Origin of the sequence: Niallia taxi, from assembly GCF_004005475.1 — a bacterium.
Classification (GTDB): Bacteria; Bacillota; Bacilli; order Bacillales; family Cytobacillaceae; genus Niallia; species Niallia taxi.
Window position 1 is genome coordinate 15,484 of sequence record NZ_RZTZ01000005.1, and the last position, 19,399, is coordinate 34,882.

Consider the following 19,399-nt stretch of genomic DNA (forward strand, 5'->3'; position numbering starts at 1 on the left):
AGGAGGCACCATGATGCAGTACGAAGCAGGAAATTATGACGTTATTGTGATTGGGGCAGGACATGCTGGCTGTGAAGCAGGTCTTGCTGCCGCAAGATTGGGCGCCAACACATTAATGTTGACGATAAATTTAGATATGGTTGCTTTTATGCCATGTAATCCCTCTGTAGGGGGTCCGGCTAAAGGGATCGTTGTTAGGGAAATTGACGCACTTGGCGGAGAGATGGGAAAAAACATCGACAAGACCTATATTCAAATGAGAATGTTGAATACAGGGAAGGGGCCAGCAGTAAGGGCTCTTCGTGCACAGGCTGACAAATATATGTATCAGCACGAAATGAAAAAAACGCTGGAAAATCAGCCAAACTTAACTTTGGTTCAAGGAATGGTTGAACAGCTTATCGTAGAAGACAATACTGTAAAAGGTGTTATTACAAAAACAGGAGCTACTTATACTGCCAAAACGGTTGTAGTAACGACAGGAACTTATTTACGTGGCGAAATTATCCTGGGCGAGCTGAAATATTCAAGCGGTCCGAATAATCAGCAGCCATCCATTCGTCTGTCAGAGCATTTACAGGAGCTTGGGTTTGATCTTGTTCGTTTCAAAACAGGCACACCTCCACGTGTTAACAGTCATTCAATTGACTACAGCAAAACGGAAATTCAGCCAGGAGACGATGTTCCAAGAGCATTTTCTTATGAAACAACAAAGTATATTACGGAGCAATTGCCATGCTGGCTTACTTATACAAATGAAACGACACATCAAATTATTGATGACAACTTGCACCGTTCCCCGATGTATTCTGGAATGATTAAGGGAACAGGTCCACGTTATTGTCCTTCTATTGAGGATAAGGTTGTTCGCTTTAATGATAAGCCAAGACATCAAATTTTCCTCGAGCCAGAAGGAAAAAACACACAGGAAGTTTATGTGCAAGGCTTGTCAACAAGCTTGCCTGAGGATGTCCAGCAAGAAATTCTTCGTACTATTCCAGGGCTGGAAAATGTCCAAATGATGAGAGCGGGCTATGCCATTGAATATGATGCGATTGTCCCTACACAGTTATGGCCGACATTGGAAACGAAAAAAATCAAGAACCTGTATACTGCAGGACAAATTAACGGAACATCAGGTTATGAAGAGGCTGCTGGTCAAGGTTTAATGGCCGGAATTAATGCTGGATTGAATGCTACGGGCAAAGAAGAATTAATCCTAAGCCGTTCAGATGCATATATCGGAGTATTAATTGACGATCTTGTTACTAAAGGTACAAATGAACCGTACCGACTGCTGACATCAAGAGCTGAATATCGTCTGTTGTTACGTCATGATAACGCTGATTTGCGCTTAACAGAGATCGGTAATGACATTGGATTAATTCAGGAAGAAAGATACAAGATGTTTACTGACAAGAAAAAGCAGATTGAGCAAGAACAGAACCGCTTAAAAGAAATTATTCTCAAGCCGAATGAGCAAGTTCAAACTGTTATAAGAGAACAAGGTGGCAGTGAGCTGAAAGATGGCATTAAAGCAGCTGACCTGCTAAGAAGACCAGAAATGAATTACAAGCATATTCAATTATTGGCGCCAAGTGATATTGCTCTATCAGAAGAAGTAACAGAACAGGTGGAAATCCAAATTAAGTATGAGGGCTATATTGAAAAATCATTGCAGCAGGTAGACCGTCTTAAGAAAATGGAAAACAAAAAAATACCAGAAAACATTGATTATGATGCTATTTCTAGCCTTGCAACAGAAGCTAAGCAGAAGTTGAAAACTGTGCGACCATTATCTTTGGCGCAGGCTTCTAGAATCTCTGGAGTAAATCCTGCAGATATATCCATACTATTAGTATATTTGGAACAAGGACGCATTGCACGAGTATAAGCAAATGATTAGCTTTTTGCCTGATATATTCTCAGGCAAAAAGCAGTCCTGTTTTTAAGTATACATATGAATTTTGGATGGAAAGGGAGCAGTCATGAATACAGAACTATTTAAGCAAATGCTCCAAGAGAAAGGTTTGGAGCTTTCAGACAGGCAAATGGAACAGTTTAAAATTTATTTTGAAACACTTGTAGAGTGGAACGAAAAAATGAATTTGACTGCCATTACAGAAGAATCTGAAGTATATTTAAAACATTTTTATGATTCCATAACAGCTGGCTTTTATGTAGACAGCTTAAAGTCGCCTATTCATATTTGTGATGTTGGTGCGGGAGCAGGTTTTCCTAGTATTCCTTTGAAAATTGCTTTCCCACAGCTTAAAGTAACAATTGTTGATTCACTGAACAAAAGAATTCAGTTTTTAGAACATTTAGCTAAATCGCTAGAGCTTAAAGAAGTTCAGTTTATCCATGATCGTGCTGAAACCTTTGGACAAAATAAGGAATATAGAGAATCCTTTGATATGGTTACAGCAAGAGCTGTTGCACGTTTATCTGTTCTTAGTGAGCTTTGTATGCCATTAGTGAAGGTAGGTGGTTCATTTGTTGCGATGAAAGCAGCAAGTGCACAGGAGGAAGTGGAAGCTGGTAAAAAAGCAATCGCTCTTCTGGGAGGCAAGCTTGCAGAATCACATTCCTTCACTCTTCCGATTGAAGAAAGTGAGCGTAACATTCTCGTCATTGCTAAAGAGAAACAAACGCCTAAAAAATATCCAAGAAAACCAGGCACGCCGAACAAGGAACCAATTGAATGAATATATGCTATGGTAAAATAGCATATACTCATTCCGTAATAGTGAACAAATAAGCTTTGGCAGTTACTTTTTTCAAGCGATTATCTTATTTTTTGTACTATATCATTTTTTCTATCTACTATATAATATAACTATAAAAAGCACATTAAATGAAAATTCAAGAAGTTTCTTATTATATTTAATATATTGCAGTAAAAGTTTGAATTTATAAATAATAGGGAGTTTCGTAAAGGTGGTGCAGGTTTTGAAGCCTTCTTTCTCACGCTTTTTTGGCCTAGGCGAAAAAGGAAATAACACAGAAGAAAGTCAATTCGAGACGGTAGACGCTAATGAGGAGCTTGAAAAAATGGTGAATAATGAAGAAATCAATAGATTGCCAATTAGTCAGATTGTTCCAAACCGTTTTCAGCCAAGAACTGTATTTGATGATGAAAAAATAGAAGAATTATCAAGAACTATCCATACACATGGTATTATACAGCCTATCGTTGTCCGAGAATTTGATAGAGGTAAATATGAAATAATTGCTGGTGAAAGACGCTGGCGTGCAATGAAAAAACTAGGGTGGGAAGAAGCTCCTGCTATCATCAAAAATATGAGTGATACGGAGACGGCCTCTGTTGCATTGATAGAGAACCTTCAACGGGAAGAATTATCCCCAATAGAAGAAGCTGTTGCATACGGCAAATTACTAGAACTTCATAACCTGACTCAAGAGGCGCTTGCCCAGCGTTTAGGCAAGGGGCAATCAACAGTGGCCAATAAGCTAAGACTGCTGAAATTACCTGAGGAGATTCAGGAAGCACTATTGAACAAACAAATTTCAGAGCGTCATGCCCGTTCCTTGATTCCGTTGAAAGAAAAGGAAAAACAGCTTAAGCTTCTTGAAGAGATATTAGAGAAGAATTTAAATGTTAAGCAGACAGAGGAACGTGTTTCCAAAATGCTGGAGCAGGCAGAGCAAAAGCCAAAGCCAAGAAGAAAAGCTTTCAGCAAGGATATGCGTATTGCTGTTAATACAATTCGACAATCCCTTACAATGGTTTCAGACAGTGGTATTAACTTAAATGCTGAAGAAGAAGAGTTTGAAGACTTTTATCAATTCACTATTAAAATTCCAAAAAAGAAATAGCTATTATAAATGAATATAAATAATTCACTGTGAGAATATTAACCAATTAGGTTTAAATGTCTCACTTTTTTTTGCCCAAAATGGGCTTTTTCTATGAAAATCTAGCTAACTGCCTTTATTCTTTTACCAGAAAAATAGGCTTTCTGCATCATATAGAATGTAAAAATCTAGAGCTATGCTTCTATATATGATAAAGTCTATTAAAAAATGACGATATTTAGAAGTTTTCATGATAAAATAATAGTTGATTGTACTAGTTCTCTTTCTTTTTTAGGAATAGGATCGGTTCATAATCACTGAAAATAGGTGTTTACACCTCATTTTTCAATAAAATAACTTTTTCATGTCATATTTAAATAAATAAAAATACAACATCTTCTAATAACAGAAGGTAATTAATGTAGTAAAGGTAGGTGACATCATGGGGAAAGTAATAACGGTAGCTAATCAAAAAGGGGGAGTCGGAAAAACGACAACTTCAGTCAATCTTGGCTCTTGTTTAGCTTATATCGGTAAAAGAGTACTTTTAGTTGATACAGATCCACAAGGAAATGCCACAAGCGGTGTTGGTATTGAAAAAGCAGATGTAGATCATTGCATTTATGATGTATTAGTTGATGATATTGAAGCAAGCCAAGTCATCAAAGCAACAAATGTTGAAAACCTTGATGTAATACCGGCAACTATTCAATTGGCTGGTGCAGAAATAGAATTAGTTTCTACTATCTCCAGAGAAGTCCGCTTAAAACGAGCTTTAGAAGAAGTTAAAGACAGATATGATTATATTCTGATTGATTGTCCGCCGTCATTAGGATTGCTAACAATTAATGCTTTAACCGCATCAGATGCAGTCTTGATACCTGTACAATGTGAGTATTATGCATTAGAAGGACTAAGCCAGTTATTGAACACAGTAAGGTTAGTGCAAAAGCATTTAAATCATGAGCTTGCGATTGAAGGTGTTTTACTGACAATGCTGGATGCTCGCACAAACTTAGGACTGCAAGTAATCGAAGAAGTTAAAAAGTACTTCCAGGATAAAGTATTTAAAACGATTATCCCTCGAAATGTACGATTAAGTGAAGCGCCAAGTCATGGTGAACCAATCATCATCTATGATCCAAAATCTCGTGGAGCAGAAGTATATTTAGAGTTGGCAAAGGAAGTGGTTACAAGTGGCTAAAGGATTAGGGAAAGGTCTTGACGCTTTTTTTCCAAGCATGGAAGTAGAAAAGGAAGAAGTAATTAAAGAATTAAATATAAAAGAATTACGACCAAACCCTTATCAGCCAAGGAAAGTTTTCGAGAAAGAAGCCATTGAAGAACTGAAAGCATCAATCTTGGAGCATGGTATTCTGCAGCCAATCATTGTCCGTAAAAGCATTAAAGGCTTTGAAATTGTTGTTGGAGAGCGACGCTATCGCGCTGCAAAAGAGGCTAATTTGGATGTTGTTCCGGCAGTAGTGAGAGACCTGTCAGAACAGCAAATGATGGAGCTTGCCGTATTAGAAAATCTTCAGCGTGAGGATTTGTCCCCAATAGAGGAGGGACATGCTTATCAACTGTTGATGAAAAAGCTAAACTTCACACAAGAAGAGTTGGCGAAGCGACTTGGCAAAAGCAGACCGCATATTGCCAATCATGTGAGATTATTATCCTTACCATCAGCCATTCAAGAAATGATTACAGATGGAACTATTTCAATGGGGCATGGAAGGGCCTTACTCGGATTAAAAAATAAGGAAAAATTGCCGCTTTTAGTTGAAAAAACAGTCAAAGAAGGCTTGAATGTACGTCAACTAGAATATTTAATCCAACAATTGAATGAAGATGTTTCACGTGAAACAAAGGATACAAAAAAAGAACCGAAGAATGTCTTCATCAAGGAACAGGAATCCTTCCTTAGAGAAAGATTTGGTACTACTGTTAATATCAAACAGACCAAAAACAAGGGAAAAATTGAGATAGAGTTCTTTTCTGAAAATGATTTGGAAAGAATTTTGCAGCTGTTGGATAGCGATCAGGAAATATAAAAAAGAAACCAATTTTGGTTTCTTTTTTTGTTATATAGGACGTTCTTGGAGAGAGGTGTATTCTTCTTGGCTTTCAGAGTATCTATAGCGTAAGCTGCTTTGATAGATTCCCTTTGAAATGGTTTTAGCCATATCGAGGACAAGGCTGAGTCTAGTATTCTGCAGAACGAGAAATTCCATGAACCCACTGATATTCACAATACCTGTAATATGAATTTCACCGACCGGCGGAAGCTCTTTTTTCACTCCGCTTCCTGGTTTAACTGGACCATCACCAATTTGTACAACACCTACGCTTTTCATTCTGCCTAAGCAAGCGTCTATTCCAATGATGAAGGCATTCGCGTGATTGTCTTTAATTTCACTGATTTTTTCTTCTAAATTTAAAGCATGAATAGGATCGTTTAACGTGCCATATACAAAAAAAGAGCCCAGCTTTTTTTCAGCTAATAATGTCCCAACAAGGGGACCAAGGGAATCACCGGTAGAGCGGTCTGTTCCAATACAAATAAATACTATTGGCTGTCCAGAAGAAGCAGGGGGCAATTGCTTATATAAAGCATCAGCTAGTTTGTAAGAAGCTAACTGCTCATTATGAGCAATTCTAATTGGGAGTTCATTTTTATCAAATATATTGGTATAGATGCTCATTAAATCTACTCCTTTGCGCTACGAAACTATAAATAAGCAAGGCAGTTTCAGCTTTAAATGGTATTCAAGAAAGTTAAAGTAATAACATTATACGGATATATATTAAAAACTATACATCTTCATGCCAAATCTGTGATAAAGAGGGAAAAAGTAAGGGGGGAATTAACCGATTGTAAGTATATATACCTATGAAATAACAGGTAGGTTATTACTTCAAAGTAAATTTATAAACTGTTAAAATAGGTGAAAGGCAGCTATTTAAATTAGAAATAAGTCTTTTGAAGAGTAGGAGAAAGAAGCAGCAGAGGTGAGATAATGAATAATATTGAAGAACAAGTGAACGATAGTGTGGATGTCCTTACAGATGAAAATATATGGATAAATTTAGGGCAAGGTGCTTTAAAGATTTTTGTTATAATCTTGATTAGTATCGTTGTGACAAGAGTTGCCAAAATTGCTGTACGAAATATCTTTAAGGTAAGAACACATTCTGCACTTAGAATATCAGAAAGAAGAGAAGCTACATTAGTTAAACTACTTGAGAATACCCTTACATATGTTATCTATTTTATTGCCTTGATGATGATACTAGGCACATTGAATATTGATGTGAAGGGTTTGCTTGCAGGAGCGGGAATTGTTGGCTTAGCTGTCGGCTTTGGTGCTCAAAGTTTAGTAAAGGATATTATTACAGGTTTCTTCATTATTTTTGAAGATCAGTTTTCCGTAGGCGATGTTGTGCAAATCGGTCAATTTCAGGGTGTTGTAGAGGAAATTGGCTTAAGAACAACGAAAGTAAAAAGTTATACTGGTGAAGTGAATATTATACCGAATGGAAGTATAATGGAAGTAACAAACTTTTCACTAAACAACAGTAAGGCAGTTGTTGATGTCAGTATTGCGTATAAAGGTGATATAGATAGGGCTGAACAAGTAATCAAAGATCTTATCGAAACGTTGCCAGAAAAATATGAGCAAATTGTTGGTGTTCCAGAGCTTTTAGGTGTTGAAAACATTATGGCGGCAGAAGTAGTTATAAGAGTTGTCGCAGAAACATTGCCAATGCAGCATTATACAGTCGCTCGTGCATTAAGGAAGGAAATCAAGAATGTTCTCGATGAGAATGGGATTGAAAGTCCATATCCAAAATTAATGATGTACTCGAAACCAGAATAATTTCAGGAGGAAATATGGAAGCGAAAGAGTTTGCTATCAATGATATTGTTGAGATGAAAAAAGCTCATCCTTGTGGTACAAATCGTTGGAAAATTATAAGGATGGGGATGGATATCCGCATTAAATGTGAAGGCTGTGAACACAGTGTTCTTATCCCAAGAAGAGAATTTTCACGAAAAATGAAAAAAATGTTAGTAAAGCATGAAGAATAATTCATGCTTTTTTTATGGAAAAAGGATAGTTGCATAAGCAAGGCTACTTGTCTTTTTTGCAGGTTAAATCTATAATTGGTAAAGGTTTAAGTACAAACGAAACTAATTTCTGCCAACATAAGCAGGTTTAATATAAGGGAGTGACATTATGGCGTTAACTGCTGGAATAGTAGGGTTGCCGAACGTCGGTAAATCAACATTATTTAATGCAATAACACAGGCTGGTGCAGAATCAGCGAACTATCCATTCTGTACAATTGATCCGAATGTGGGAATTGTAGAGGTACCAGATCCAAGATTGAATAAATTAACTGAGCTTGTTCAGCCAAAGAAGACTGTACCAACAACTTTCGAATTCACAGATATTGCTGGGATCGTAAAGGGTGCAAGTAAAGGGGAAGGTTTAGGTAATAAGTTCCTTTCTCATATCCGTGAAGTGGATGCTATTTGTCAAGTTGTCCGCTGCTTTGCTGATGATAATATTACACATGTTTCTGGAAAAGTAGATCCAATCTCTGATATCGAAACAATTAATCTAGAATTGATTCTTGCAGATTTAGAATCTGTTGAAAAAAGAATTGGCCGTGTAGGAAAAATGGCTAAACAAAAAGATAAAGAAGCATTGGCTGAATTAGAAGTGCTTGAGATATTAAAAACTGCTTTTGAAGAAGAAAAGCCAGCTAGAGCTGTTGAGTTCACTGATGAGCAAGCTAAAATTGCGAAAAACCTTCACTTATTGACAATCAAGCCAGTATTATATGTGGCAAACGTTGGCGAAGATGAAATTGGTGATACAGAAAACAATGAATATGTACAGCGAGTTAGAGAATTTGCTGCTAATGAAAATGCTGAGGTTATTGTTATCTGTGCAAAGATTGAAGAAGAAATTGCTGAGCTTGAAGGGGAAGAAAAGGCGATGTTCCTTGAGGAGCTTGGAATTGAAGAGTCAGGTCTTGACCAGCTGATAAGAGCAGCATATCATTTGCTAGGCTTAGCAACATATTTCACTGCTGGGGTTCAAGAGGTTCGTGCTTGGACATTTGTTCAAGGAATGAAAGCACCTCAGTGTGCTGGCATTATCCATTCCGACTTCGAAAGAGGTTTCATTAGAGCGGAGACTGTTTCATATGATGACCTTATTGTGAGCGGTAATATGGTTGCTGCAAAAGAAGCAGGTAAAGTTCGTCTTGAAGGAAAAGAGTATATTGTTAAAGACGGAGATATTATTCACTTCCGCTTTAATGTTTAATAACTGAATTAATATGAGTGAAAGACCGTCTTTATACTTTTAAAGGCGGTTTTTACATTTTCTTTAGCTCATTCGACAAGAAAGCTCTCCATAGGGGGCTGGCAGGTAGGAAATATCTTGGAAAATCCTTATGAATAATTAGCTGAATTCGACAATGCAATAAAGAAGATACTTTTACAGTGCGTTTACATGCCCCTTTCAAACTGGTGCTATTATTCCTTTAGAGGGACCATAATACATGTTCCAAAGGGGGATTTTTAGGTGAAAATTGCAATTTTTACAGATACCTATTTTCCGCAAGTTAATGGGGTTGCTAACTCTTTAAAGAGGCTAACAGATCACTTAGAAAAAAGGCAAATTCAATATCAAATTTTTGCACCTGAAGTGGAAGATGCTCCAGTTTATCCAAACATTAACCAGTTTTTTAGTATCCCGGTCTTTTTATATCCCGAATGCAGAACCGCTTTAGCTAATCCTAAAAAAATCAAAGCTAAGGTACAGGAATTTAACCCAGATATTATACATATTGCTACACCGTACATGATGGGTCTATATGGACTATTTTGCGCCAAAAGGCTTCATATCCCAGTTGTTTCCTCCTATCACACTCATTTTGACCAGTATTTAGAGTACTACAAAGCCGCTTGGCTGCTGCCTGTTCTCCATAAGTACTTGAAATGGTTTCATGAGTCCACATTAAGAACCTTTGCACCTTCAAACGAAACAAAGTCAAAACTAACCGAGCTTGGCTTTCACTCCTTATCCATATGGGGAAGGGGAATAGACTGCACACAATTCCGCCCTATCGCTACAACTCATGCTGTCAGACAAAAATACAATATACAGGAGGAGTTTATTCTTTTGTATGTTGGAAGATTTGCTCCAGAAAAAGACCTTAGCACACTTTCATCTATAATTGACTCTGTTCCTGACAACTGGAATAAAAAAATTCATTGGCTGCTTGCAGGAGACGGTCCTAGTTTGCCTGAATGGAAACGGAAAGCAGCTGATTGGAATAATGTTACACTGACCGGTTATTTAAAAGGAGAAGAGCTATCAGAGGCTTATGCAAGTGCTGATTTATTTGTATTCCCTTCTACAACAGAAACATTTGGTAATGTCGTACTAGAATCATTGGCATCAGGAACTCCAGCTATCGTTTCAAATTCAGGTGGTGTGAAAGAATTAGTGGCCGATGGTATAACAGGAAGAATTTGTACAGCAAAAAGTGCAAACGAATTCTCAAAGGCAATTATTGAACTGCTTGCAGATCAGGAGAAAAGAAGACTATTTGGCATAGCAGCTAGAAAATATGCATTAAGTCAGTCATGGGAAAGTATTCTTGATAAATTAATTGGAGAATATGAAGAGGTGCTAATAAATAGCAGAGGAGAACAAAGGATTTATGCATAAATGCAATTGAATATTTAGATCCTCAGCAATTCTTTTCAGTATTCATTGCAAATCTATTCCCAATATGCTATAATTTCATCTTGTGAGTAATGTATAAGTTGCTCCTTGCCCAATCGGGCCGTTTAGACCAAAAGGAGGTGAAAGTGATGAAAAAGTACGAAATTATGTACATCATCCGTCCAAATATTGAAGATGAAGCTAAAAAAGCTCTAGTTGAGCGTTTTAACGGTATTCTTGCTGATAATGGAGCGGAAGTTGCTGAATCAAAAGAGTGGGGTAAACGTCGTCTTGCATACGAAATCAATGATTTCCGCGATGGCTACTACCAACTTGTGAAAGTTAACGCTGCACCAGTAGCAGTTGAGGAGTTCTCTCGTTTAGCTAAAATTAACGAAGATATCATCCGTCACATTGTTATTAAAGAAGAAGCTAAATAATAAATAGAATGTATTCATGTTTCACGTGGAACATGATGGAAGGGAGTTGAAACTGATGATGAACCGTGTTGTTCTTGTTGGCCGACTGACGAAGGATCCTGAACTGCGATACACACCGAGTGGAGCTGCTGTTGCAACATTCACACTTGCTGTCAATCGTACTTTTACGAACCAACAAGGTGAAAGAGAAGCAGACTTTATCAATTGTGTAATCTGGAGAAAACCTGCAGAAAATGTAGCTAATTTCTTGAAGAAAGGAAGCTTAGCTGGCGTTGACGGCAGACTTCAAACACGCAGTTATGAGGGACAAGATGGAAAGCGTGTCTATGTTACAGAAGTGCAGGCAGAAAGTGTTCAATTTCTTGAACCTAGAAACAGCAACTCTGGAAATAGAAATGACAACATGAATTATAGTGCACCAAGGGAACAAGATAATCCTTTCGGAGGCTCTAATAATTATCAGAATCAGCGACCTCAAAATCAAAATAGAAACAATGATTATACAAGAATGGACGAGGATCCATTTGCTAATAGCGGTCAAATTGATATTTCAGATGATGACTTGCCATTCTGATAATCGACAATAATTAAAAAAGGAGGGAAATTGACATGGCAATGGGCGGACGCAGAGGCGGACGTGCTAAACGCCGTAAAGTATGTTACTTTACAGCTAACGGCATTACGCAAATCGATTATAAAGATGTAGATCTTCTTAAAAAATTCATCTCTGAGCGTGGTAAAATCTTACCTCGTCGTGTAACTGGTACAAGTGCAAAATATCAACGTAAGTTGACTATTGCAATCAAACGTTCACGTACTATGGCTTTACTTCCATACGTAACTGGTGAATAATAAAAAAACACATTAGGTTAACTCCTAATGTGTTTTTTTATACTTATACGGTAAAGTGATTTTATGAATATATTATATGTTTGAATGACCTAGTATAAAATAGTAAAATAACATGGAGGGTATCCTTATATTTTTCTTATGCTAACAGGGGGTTAAAATCGCGTTTATGAATAGAAGAATTAGTGGAAATACTATGTATGTATAAGTATTTTTTCGTTCTTTCTTATTTATCGAGATACGGTATAATAGTGGCATAAAGAACTGTGTACATATTAAATTAACTATATTAGGAGTGAATAAATATTGCCTGCTTTTTTGGAAAAGGGATCAATTCGCTATCCATTAATTTGTCTGATTGGCATAACTCTGATCCTCCTTGGTATCATCTCCTTTTATAATTGGCTATTTGCCATTTTAGGGTTACTTCTTTCTGTTATTCCTTTTTATTTCCTCATTCAGATGAATGTGCGGCAAAGAAAGGAAACGGAAGAATATATTACGACCCTTTCCTACCGTGTGAAAAAGGTCGGAGAAGAGGCATTAATGGAAATGCCGATTGGGATTATGCTCATTAATGATGAATACTATATTGAGTGGACAAATCCATATTTAGCGTACAGCTTTACAGAGGACAGCTTAGTCGGAAGATCTTTGTATGATGTGTCTCCATCCGTTATTCCCCTTATTAAGCAAGAGGTGGAAACAGAAATCATCACACTTCATAATCGCAAATTTAGAGTTATCCATAAAAAAGAAGAGCGTCTCCTCTACTTTTTTGACGTAACAGAACAGACAGAGATAGAAAAGCTTTACGAGGATGAAAGAACAGCAATTGCCATCATCTTTTTAGATAATTATGATGATCTTACACAAGGAATGGATGACCAAACGCGAAGCAGCTTAAATAACAGTGTTACCTCCATCCTAAATAAATGGGCAACAGATAATGGGGTATTATTAAAACGGATATCCTCAGAACGTTTCTTTGCAGTATTTAATGAAAATATCCTTCAACATCTTGAAAAGGATAAATTCACGATTTTGGATGAGGTAAGAGAGCTAACTTCAAAGCAGAATGTACAGCTGACATTAAGTATTGGAGTCGGTTCAGGAGTTTCCTCCCTTCCAGAGCTAGGAACAATCGCTCAATCAAGCCTTGATTTAGCATTAGGCCGAGGTGGAGACCAGGTGGCTATTAAACAGCCAAATGGAAAGGTGAAATTCTATGGTGGTAAAACAAATCCTGTTGAAAAAAGAACAAGGGTGCGAGCCAGAGTTATATCACATGCCCTTAAGGAATTGATAACGGCAAGTGATAAAGTATTCATCATGGGCCATAAGCATCCTGATATGGATGCAATAGGGGCTGCAATCGGTATTAATAAGATTGCACAGATGAATAAGAAAGAGGCCTATATCGTCCTTAATCCGAATGAAATTGATTTAGGTGTAAGAAGGCTTCTCGAGGAAATAAAAAAACATGAGACATTATATGAAAGATTTATTACACCAGAGCAAGCGTTGGAAATGGAGACAGATGAGAGTTTATTAATTGTAGTAGATACACATAAGCCCTCATTAGTTATTGAGGAAAGACTTATTCATAAAATTGAGGATGTTGTGGTTATTGACCATCACAGACGTGCAGAAGAATTTATAGAAAATCCGTTGCTTGTCTATATGGAACCATATGCATCTTCAACTGCAGAGCTTGTTACAGAGCTGTTGGAATACCAGCCGAAAACAGCTAAAATTGAAATGCTAGAAGCTACCGCACTATTAGCAGGTATCATTGTAGATACTAAAAGCTTCACACTTAGAACAGGTGCCAGAACCTTTGATGCTGCCTCGTATTTGAGAGGGCAAGGCGCTGATACTGTGTTAGTACAAAAGTTCTTAAAAGAAGATATTAGCAATTATGTAAAGAAGGCAAAAATAATTCAAAATGTCATTTTCTATAAACCTGGTGTAGCTATTGCTAAGGCACAAAGAAATGAAAATAGTGATAATGTTTTAATTGCCCAAACAGCAGACACCTTATTAACGATGGATGGCATTTATGCTTCATTTGTTATTTCACCAAGAGCTGATGGACAAATAGGCATAAGTGCAAGGTCATTAGGGGATATAAATGTACAGATTATTATGGAAAGTCTTCGAGGCGGCGGCCATTTAACAAATGCAGCAACACAGCTTTCCGATATGACAATAGAAGAAGCTGAGGCAAGGCTTAAGCTGGCAATTGACGAATATTTCGAAGGGAGAAAAAAGGAATGAAAGTAATATTTTTAAAAGACGTTAAAGGTAAAGGAAAAAAAGGTGAAGTTAAAAATGTAGCTGATGGTTATGCGCAAAACTTCCTATTAAAGCAAGGGCTTGCTGTTGAAGCAAATGCAGGTGCTGTCAGCACTTTAAATGCACAAAAGAAAAAAGAAGAAAAATTGGCAGCAGATGAGCTTGAAGAAGCAAAAGCATTAAAGGAAAAAGTAGAAAAGCTTACAGTTGAGCTTACTGCTAAGTCAGGAGAAGGCGGAAGATTATTTGGTTCTATCACTAGCAAGCAAATTGCTGATGAGTTGAAGAAAAAGCATCAAATTAAAATTGATAAACGTAAAATTGATTTGAACGATGCGATTCGTTCATTAGGTGTAACAAAGGTTGCTGTGAAGATTCATCAAGAGGTTACCGCTACACTTAATGTCCATGTAAAAGAATTAAGCTAATATTGGAAGTACCATTTATCTTTAAACATGATAGAATAGAATAGGTTTGAAAAATGTGATACAGGCATCCTGATCACATTTTTTCTTTTAGTATATATTGATGTTATCCTCTCCCAATAAAGGAGGTTTTAAATTTTATGAGTGAAATGCTCCATGATAGAGTTCCCCCGCAAAATATTGAAGCAGAGCAAGCAGTACTTGGGGCGATATTCTTAGAACCACAAAGCTTAACACTTGCTTCGGAAATTCTTATTCCTGAGGATTTTTATAGAGGGGCGCACCAAAGAATCTATACAGCAATGCTGAAGTTGAATGACGGAGGAAAGGCTGTTGACCTTATAACTGTCACTGCAGAGCTATCTGCAGGTAATAATCTTGAGGATACTGGCGGTGTCAGCTATTTAAGTGAACTGGCAGCATCTGTTCCTACCGCAGCTAATATTGAGTATTATGCGAAGATAGTGGAAGAAAAATCCTTGCTGCGAAGACTGATACGGACAGCTACTGATATAGCACAGGACGGCTATGCTCGAGAAGATGAAGTAGAGGTGCTGTTGAGCGAGGCAGAAAAAAACATTCTTGAGGTTGCCCAGAGAAAGAATGCTGGGGCGTTCCATAATATTAAGGATGTATTAGTACGAACATATGACAATATTGAGCTCATGCATAACCGCCAAGGTGATATAACTGGTATTGCTACAGGATTCGCAGAGCTTGATAAAATGACAGCTGGCTTCCAGCGAAATGACTTAATTATCGTAGGAGCGCGTCCTTCTGTTGGTAAGACGGCCTTTGCCTTGAATATCGCTCAAAACGTAGCCACAACTACTGGTGAAAATGTAGCGATATTTAGTCTTGAGATGGGTGCAGAGCAGCTTGTTATGCGTATGCTATGTGCAGAGGGAAATATTGATGCACAACGTCTTCGTACTGGGTCATTGACAGACGAGGATTGGGGCAAGCTGACTATGGCAATGGGAAGCCTGTCTAATGCCGGTATATTCATTGATGATACCCCAGGGGTGAAAATCACTGATATCCGTTCTAAATGCCGTAGGCTAAAGCAGGAGCATGGTCTTGGGATGATCCTGATTGATTACTTGCAGCTTATTCTTGGAAGCGGACGTTCTGGCGAAAACAGACAACAGGAAGTTTCAGAAATTTCCCGTTCTCTTAAACAGCTTGCCCGTGAGCTACAGGTACCAGTTATTGCATTGTCTCAGCTTTCTCGTGGAGTAGAGCAGAGACAAGATAAAAGACCGATGATGTCTGATATAAGGGAATCAGGAAGTATTGAGCAGGATGCAGATATCGTGGCATTCTTGTATCGTGATGACTACTATGACAAAGAATCAGAAAGCAAAAATATCATTGAAATTATCATTGCTAAACAAAGGAATGGACCAACTGGAACAGTACAGTTAGCCTTTGTGAAGGAATATAATAAATTCGTCAATTTAGAACGGCGTTTTGATGATCCTTCCATGCCACCTGGCGCATAATAAAATAGAAAGCAGATTGGTTGTTTTAAAGCCAATCTGCTTTTTTATTTGATAAAACCAGCTATATTTCAAGTCTGATAGCATGATAAATAGTTAGTAAAATCTATATTAGTAGAATGATTACGAACATAAATTTATTTTCTTGTTTTGAATGTTCGTGTTTTGTTGACTTTTGTATACGAAAATTGGTAAAATAGGTTTGTTTGATAATAAATATAAATATTATAGTAACCTTTGGAGGTGCTTTGGAATATGTCATCAGTCGTGGTTGTTGGAACACAATGGGGAGACGAAGGTAAAGGAAAGATTACTGACTTTTTATCAGAAAATGCTGAAGTTATTGCTCGCTACCAAGGCGGTAATAATGCAGGTCACACAATTAAATTCAATGGTGAAACATATAAATTACACTTGATTCCATCTGGAATATTCTACAGCGAAAAAATCTGTGTTATCGGAAATGGAATGGTTGTAGATCCGAAAGCGCTACTAACTGAATTAAAATATTTGCATGATAGAGGCGTTACGACAGATAACTTAAGAATTAGCAATCGTGCTCATGTAATCCTGCCTTATCATTTGAAACTAGATGAAGTGGAAGAAGAGAGCAAAGGTGCTAATAAAATTGGTACAACTAAAAAAGGAATCGGCCCTGCTTATATGGACAAGGCAGCTAGAATTGGTATCCGTATTGCAGATCTTCTTGATAGAGAAATCTTTGAAGAGAAGCTTGAGCGTAACCTATTAGAGAAAAACCGTCTTCTTGAGCGCATCTATGAGACAGAGGGCTTTAAATTAGAGGATATTCTTGATGAGTATTACGAATATGGACAGCTAATCAAACATTATGTTTGTGATACTTCTGTTGTTTTGAATGATTCTTTAGATGAAGGCAGAAGAGTATTGTTTGAAGGGGCACAAGGCGTAATGCTTGATATCGACCAAGGTACGTATCCATTCGTTACTTCTTCTAACCCTGTTGCTGGTGGTGTTACGATTGGTTCTGGTGTAGGTCCAACGAAAATCAAGCATGTTGTCGGAGTTTCTAAAGCTTATACAACAAGGGTTGGCGATGGTCCTTTCCCTACAGAGCTTGATAATGAAATTGGTCACCAAATTAGGGAAGTTGGTCGTGAATACGGTACAACAACAGGAAGACCTCGCCGTGTTGGCTGGTTTGATAGTGTCGTTGTACGTCATGCTCGCAGAGTTAGCGGCATTACAGACCTTTCTCTGAACTCTATCGACGTTCTGACAGGTATTGAAACACTAAAAATCTGTGTTGCTTATAAATACAATGGAGAAGTAATGGAGGAGTTCCCTGCAAGTCTTAAAGTATTGGCACAATGTGAACCAGTATTCGAAGAGCTTCCAGGCTGGACAGAGGACATTACTGGCTGTAAATCACTAAGTGAATTGCCTGCAAATGCACGTCATTACTTAGAAAGAGTTGCACAGCTTACAGGTATTCCGTTGTCTATTTTCTCAGTAGGACCAGACAGAAGCCAAACAAATGTTGTTCACAGTCCATGGAGACAAAGCTAAAAAAAAGATTATTTTATGTAAAGGAGCCGCTTTTAAGAGCGGCTCCTAAATATTTTTTATTTTTTTTTGTAAAAAGTATTGCCATTTATATAATAAGCATGGTAATATAAAAAGCGTCGCCAATGAAGCGAAATAAAGCAGAAAAAAATCTTCAAGTTCACTTTAAATAATAGCGAGTCATTAGCTCAGTTGGTAGAGCATCTGACTTTTAATCAGAGGGTCGCAGGTTCGAATCCTGCATGACTCACCATTTCTAATATGGCCCATTGGTCAAGCGGTTAAGACACCGCCCTTTCACGGCGGTAACACGGGTTCGAATCCCGTATGGGTCATTTTATATATAGAGTTATCTGGTCCCGTGGTGTAGCGGTTAACATGCCTGCCTGTCACGCAGGAGATCGCGGGTTCGATTCCCGTCGGGACCGCCATTTTTGTTTCATATGCTTTCGGCATATTTCACATAAATTATATAGAAATATTAATGTGGCTCAGTAGCTCAGTCGGTAGAGCAAAGGACTGAAAATCCTTGTGTCGGCGGTTCGATTCCGTCCTGAGCCATCCTTTAAAAAAACAACTATACAAGTGCTATAGTTGTTTTTTTATTTGTCCAAATCATTATTTTAACAATAATACAATTCGATTACAATAATGCAACGATTCGAAGATAGGGATTGAAAATGTGTTAAAATGATAGAAGGCATGGTTTTATGCAGTTCTAGAGGACTGAATCAAAAGAAATAAAAAAGGCGGTGAGAGGCAAGTAAAATGCCTATCAACCGCAAAAAAAGGAAAATGAAACTACATCTTATTAAACGATTGAATATACGAAAAGGTTTCATTAATATAGAAAATTTATTAACCCTCTATTTTGGAGGGTTTTTCAAATTATAAGGAAGCAAGTATTGCTGAATAGTTGTAATGAAATAGTGGAAGTAGAGTAGAATAGAAAAAAAGTGAATATATAAAATGAAAATGGTAAAGTAGAAAGTAGAATAAACCCTTGAAATAACCTAACTTTTAATAGACAGATTACATTGAAGGAGATAAGTGTGCATGAATAAAAAAATACTTGTAGTAGATGATGAAAAACCGATTGCGGATATTTTGCAATTTAATTTAAAAAAAGAAGGATTTGAAGTTCATTGTGCTTATGATGGCAATGCAGCCTTAGAAATGGTAGAAGAAGTACAACCAGATTTAGTGCTACTTGATATCATGCTTCCACAGCGAGATGGAATGGAAGTATGTCGAGAGATTCGCAAGAAGTATGAAATGCCAATCATTATGCTAACAGCTAAAGACTCTGAGATTGACAAAGTCCTTGGACTTGAGCTCGGTGCAGATGATTATGTCACAAAGCCTTTTAGCACTAGAGAGCTGATTGCCCGCGTAAAGGCGAACTTGAGACGTCATCAGCAGGTTCCAGCTGCTTCTGAAGAAGAAAACGAATCAAATGAGATTGAAGTAGGGTCTTTAATCATCCACCCAGATGCTTATATCGTTTCTAAAAGAGGAGAAATGATTGAGCTCACACATCGTGAGTTTGAGCTTCTTCACTATTTGGCTAAACACATTGGTCAGGTAATGACGAGAGAGCATTTGCTGCAAACAGTGTGGGGATATGACTATTATGGAGATGTGAGAACAGTGGATGTAACTGTGCGAAGACTGAGAGAAAAAATAGAGGATAACCCAAGTCATCCAACCTGGATTGTAACGAGAAGAGGCGTAGGGTATTACTTGCGTAATCCTGAACAGGAGTAATA

18 protein-coding genes and 4 tRNA genes are annotated in these 19,399 nt (G+C 37.5%); 21 read left to right on the plus strand and 1 reads right to left on the minus strand.

Annotation, left to right across the window (positions count from 1 at the left end):
* Positions 1 to 13: 13 nt before the first annotated feature.
* The 5 genes from mnmG (at position 14) to EM808_RS13875 (ending at position 5,873) form a co-directional block, all read left to right on the plus strand.
* The gene (gene mnmG, locus EM808_RS13855; RefSeq protein WP_127739117.1) at positions 14 to 1,894 is read left to right on the plus strand and encodes a tRNA uridine-5-carboxymethylaminomethyl(34) synthesis enzyme MnmG; all 1,881 of its coding nucleotides are present in this window, start codon (positions 14 to 16) and stop codon (positions 1,892 to 1,894) included.
* A 94-nt stretch (positions 1,895 to 1,988) separates the two neighbouring features.
* A complete protein-coding gene (gene rsmG, locus EM808_RS13860; RefSeq protein WP_127738804.1) occupies positions 1,989 to 2,708 on the plus strand; it encodes a 16S rRNA (guanine(527)-N(7))-methyltransferase RsmG in 720 nt (239 codons plus the stop codon).
* Between the two features lie 244 nt (positions 2,709 to 2,952).
* A complete protein-coding gene (gene noc, locus EM808_RS13865) occupies positions 2,953 to 3,840 on the plus strand; it encodes a nucleoid occlusion protein (RefSeq protein WP_127738805.1) in 888 nt (295 codons plus the stop codon).
* A 421-nt stretch (positions 3,841 to 4,261) separates the two neighbouring features.
* Complete coding sequence (locus EM808_RS13870; RefSeq protein WP_127738806.1) at positions 4,262 to 5,023, plus strand: ParA family protein; 762 nt, start codon at positions 4,262 to 4,264, stop codon at positions 5,021 to 5,023.
* Positions 5,016 to 5,873, plus strand: a complete 858-nt coding sequence (locus EM808_RS13875; protein ID WP_127738807.1) for a ParB/RepB/Spo0J family partition protein — start codon at positions 5,016 to 5,018, stop codon at positions 5,871 to 5,873. Before EM808_RS13870 ends, EM808_RS13875 begins: the two co-directional genes overlap by 8 nt.
* A gap of 30 nt (positions 5,874 to 5,903) precedes the next feature.
* Here the strand turns inward: EM808_RS13875 and yyaC are convergent, their stop codons facing one another.
* Positions 5,904 to 6,524, minus strand: a complete 621-nt coding sequence (gene yyaC, locus EM808_RS13880; RefSeq protein WP_127738808.1) for a spore protease YyaC — start codon at positions 6,522 to 6,524, stop codon at positions 5,904 to 5,906.
* A 315-nt stretch (positions 6,525 to 6,839) separates the two neighbouring features.
* On the opposite strand from yyaC, the gene EM808_RS13885 reads away from it, so the two are divergent.
* From EM808_RS13885 to yycF, 16 genes are all read left to right on the plus strand, one after another.
* Positions 6,840 to 7,700, plus strand: coding sequence for a mechanosensitive ion channel family protein (locus EM808_RS13885; RefSeq protein ID WP_127738809.1), 861 nt, complete (start codon positions 6,840 to 6,842; stop codon positions 7,698 to 7,700).
* Positions 7,701 to 7,714: 14 nt separating this feature from the next.
* Entirely contained in the window at positions 7,715 to 7,912 is a 198-nt protein-coding gene (locus tag EM808_RS13890) for a DUF951 domain-containing protein (RefSeq protein ID WP_127738810.1), read from the plus strand.
* A gap of 148 nt (positions 7,913 to 8,060) precedes the next feature.
* On the plus strand, positions 8,061 to 9,161 hold the full coding sequence (gene ychF / locus EM808_RS13895) for a redox-regulated ATPase YchF (RefSeq protein WP_127738811.1): 1,101 nt from the start codon (positions 8,061 to 8,063) through the stop codon (positions 9,159 to 9,161).
* Between the two features lie 261 nt (positions 9,162 to 9,422).
* On the plus strand, positions 9,423 to 10,574 hold the full coding sequence (locus tag EM808_RS13900; RefSeq protein ID WP_127738812.1) for a glycosyltransferase family 4 protein: 1,152 nt from the start codon (positions 9,423 to 9,425) through the stop codon (positions 10,572 to 10,574).
* A 146-nt stretch (positions 10,575 to 10,720) separates the two neighbouring features.
* Complete coding sequence (gene rpsF, locus EM808_RS13905) at positions 10,721 to 11,011, plus strand: 30S ribosomal protein S6 (RefSeq protein WP_127738813.1); 291 nt, start codon at positions 10,721 to 10,723, stop codon at positions 11,009 to 11,011.
* A gap of 55 nt (positions 11,012 to 11,066) precedes the next feature.
* Positions 11,067 to 11,585, plus strand: coding sequence for a single-stranded DNA-binding protein (ssb, locus tag EM808_RS13910; RefSeq protein ID WP_127738814.1), 519 nt, complete (start codon positions 11,067 to 11,069; stop codon positions 11,583 to 11,585).
* Between the two features lie 41 nt (positions 11,586 to 11,626).
* Positions 11,627 to 11,863 (plus strand): 30S ribosomal protein S18, encoded by a 237-nt coding sequence (gene rpsR / locus EM808_RS13915; RefSeq protein WP_182102925.1) that lies wholly within the window; start codon positions 11,627 to 11,629, stop codon positions 11,861 to 11,863.
* Positions 11,864 to 12,166: 303 nt separating this feature from the next.
* The gene (locus tag EM808_RS13920; RefSeq protein ID WP_127738816.1) at positions 12,167 to 14,140 is read left to right on the plus strand and encodes a DHH family phosphoesterase; all 1,974 of its coding nucleotides are present in this window, start codon (positions 12,167 to 12,169) and stop codon (positions 14,138 to 14,140) included.
* Positions 14,137 to 14,586, plus strand: a complete 450-nt coding sequence (gene rplI, locus EM808_RS13925) for a 50S ribosomal protein L9 (protein WP_127738817.1) — start codon at positions 14,137 to 14,139, stop codon at positions 14,584 to 14,586. The genes EM808_RS13920 and rplI overlap by 4 nt, the downstream gene beginning before the upstream one ends.
* Positions 14,587 to 14,723: 137 nt before the next feature.
* The gene (dnaB, locus tag EM808_RS13930; RefSeq protein WP_127738818.1) at positions 14,724 to 16,088 is read left to right on the plus strand and encodes a replicative DNA helicase; all 1,365 of its coding nucleotides are present in this window, start codon (positions 14,724 to 14,726) and stop codon (positions 16,086 to 16,088) included.
* A gap of 252 nt (positions 16,089 to 16,340) precedes the next feature.
* Complete coding sequence (locus tag EM808_RS13935; protein WP_127738819.1) at positions 16,341 to 17,633, plus strand: adenylosuccinate synthase; 1,293 nt, start codon at positions 16,341 to 16,343, stop codon at positions 17,631 to 17,633.
* A 174-nt stretch (positions 17,634 to 17,807) separates the two neighbouring features.
* A tRNA-Lys gene (locus EM808_RS13940) sits at positions 17,808 to 17,883 on the plus strand.
* A 10-nt stretch (positions 17,884 to 17,893) separates the two neighbouring features.
* Positions 17,894 to 17,965, plus strand: a tRNA-Glu gene (locus tag EM808_RS13945).
* 20 nt (positions 17,966 to 17,985) lie between these two features.
* Positions 17,986 to 18,061 (plus strand) — tRNA-Asp (locus tag EM808_RS13950).
* A 57-nt stretch (positions 18,062 to 18,118) separates the two neighbouring features.
* Positions 18,119 to 18,191, plus strand: a tRNA-Phe gene (locus EM808_RS13955).
* A 495-nt stretch (positions 18,192 to 18,686) separates the two neighbouring features.
* Positions 18,687 to 19,397 (plus strand): response regulator YycF, encoded by a 711-nt coding sequence (gene yycF, locus EM808_RS13960; RefSeq protein ID WP_127738820.1) that lies wholly within the window; start codon positions 18,687 to 18,689, stop codon positions 19,395 to 19,397.
* The last annotated feature ends 2 nt before the right edge of the window (positions 19,398 to 19,399 follow it).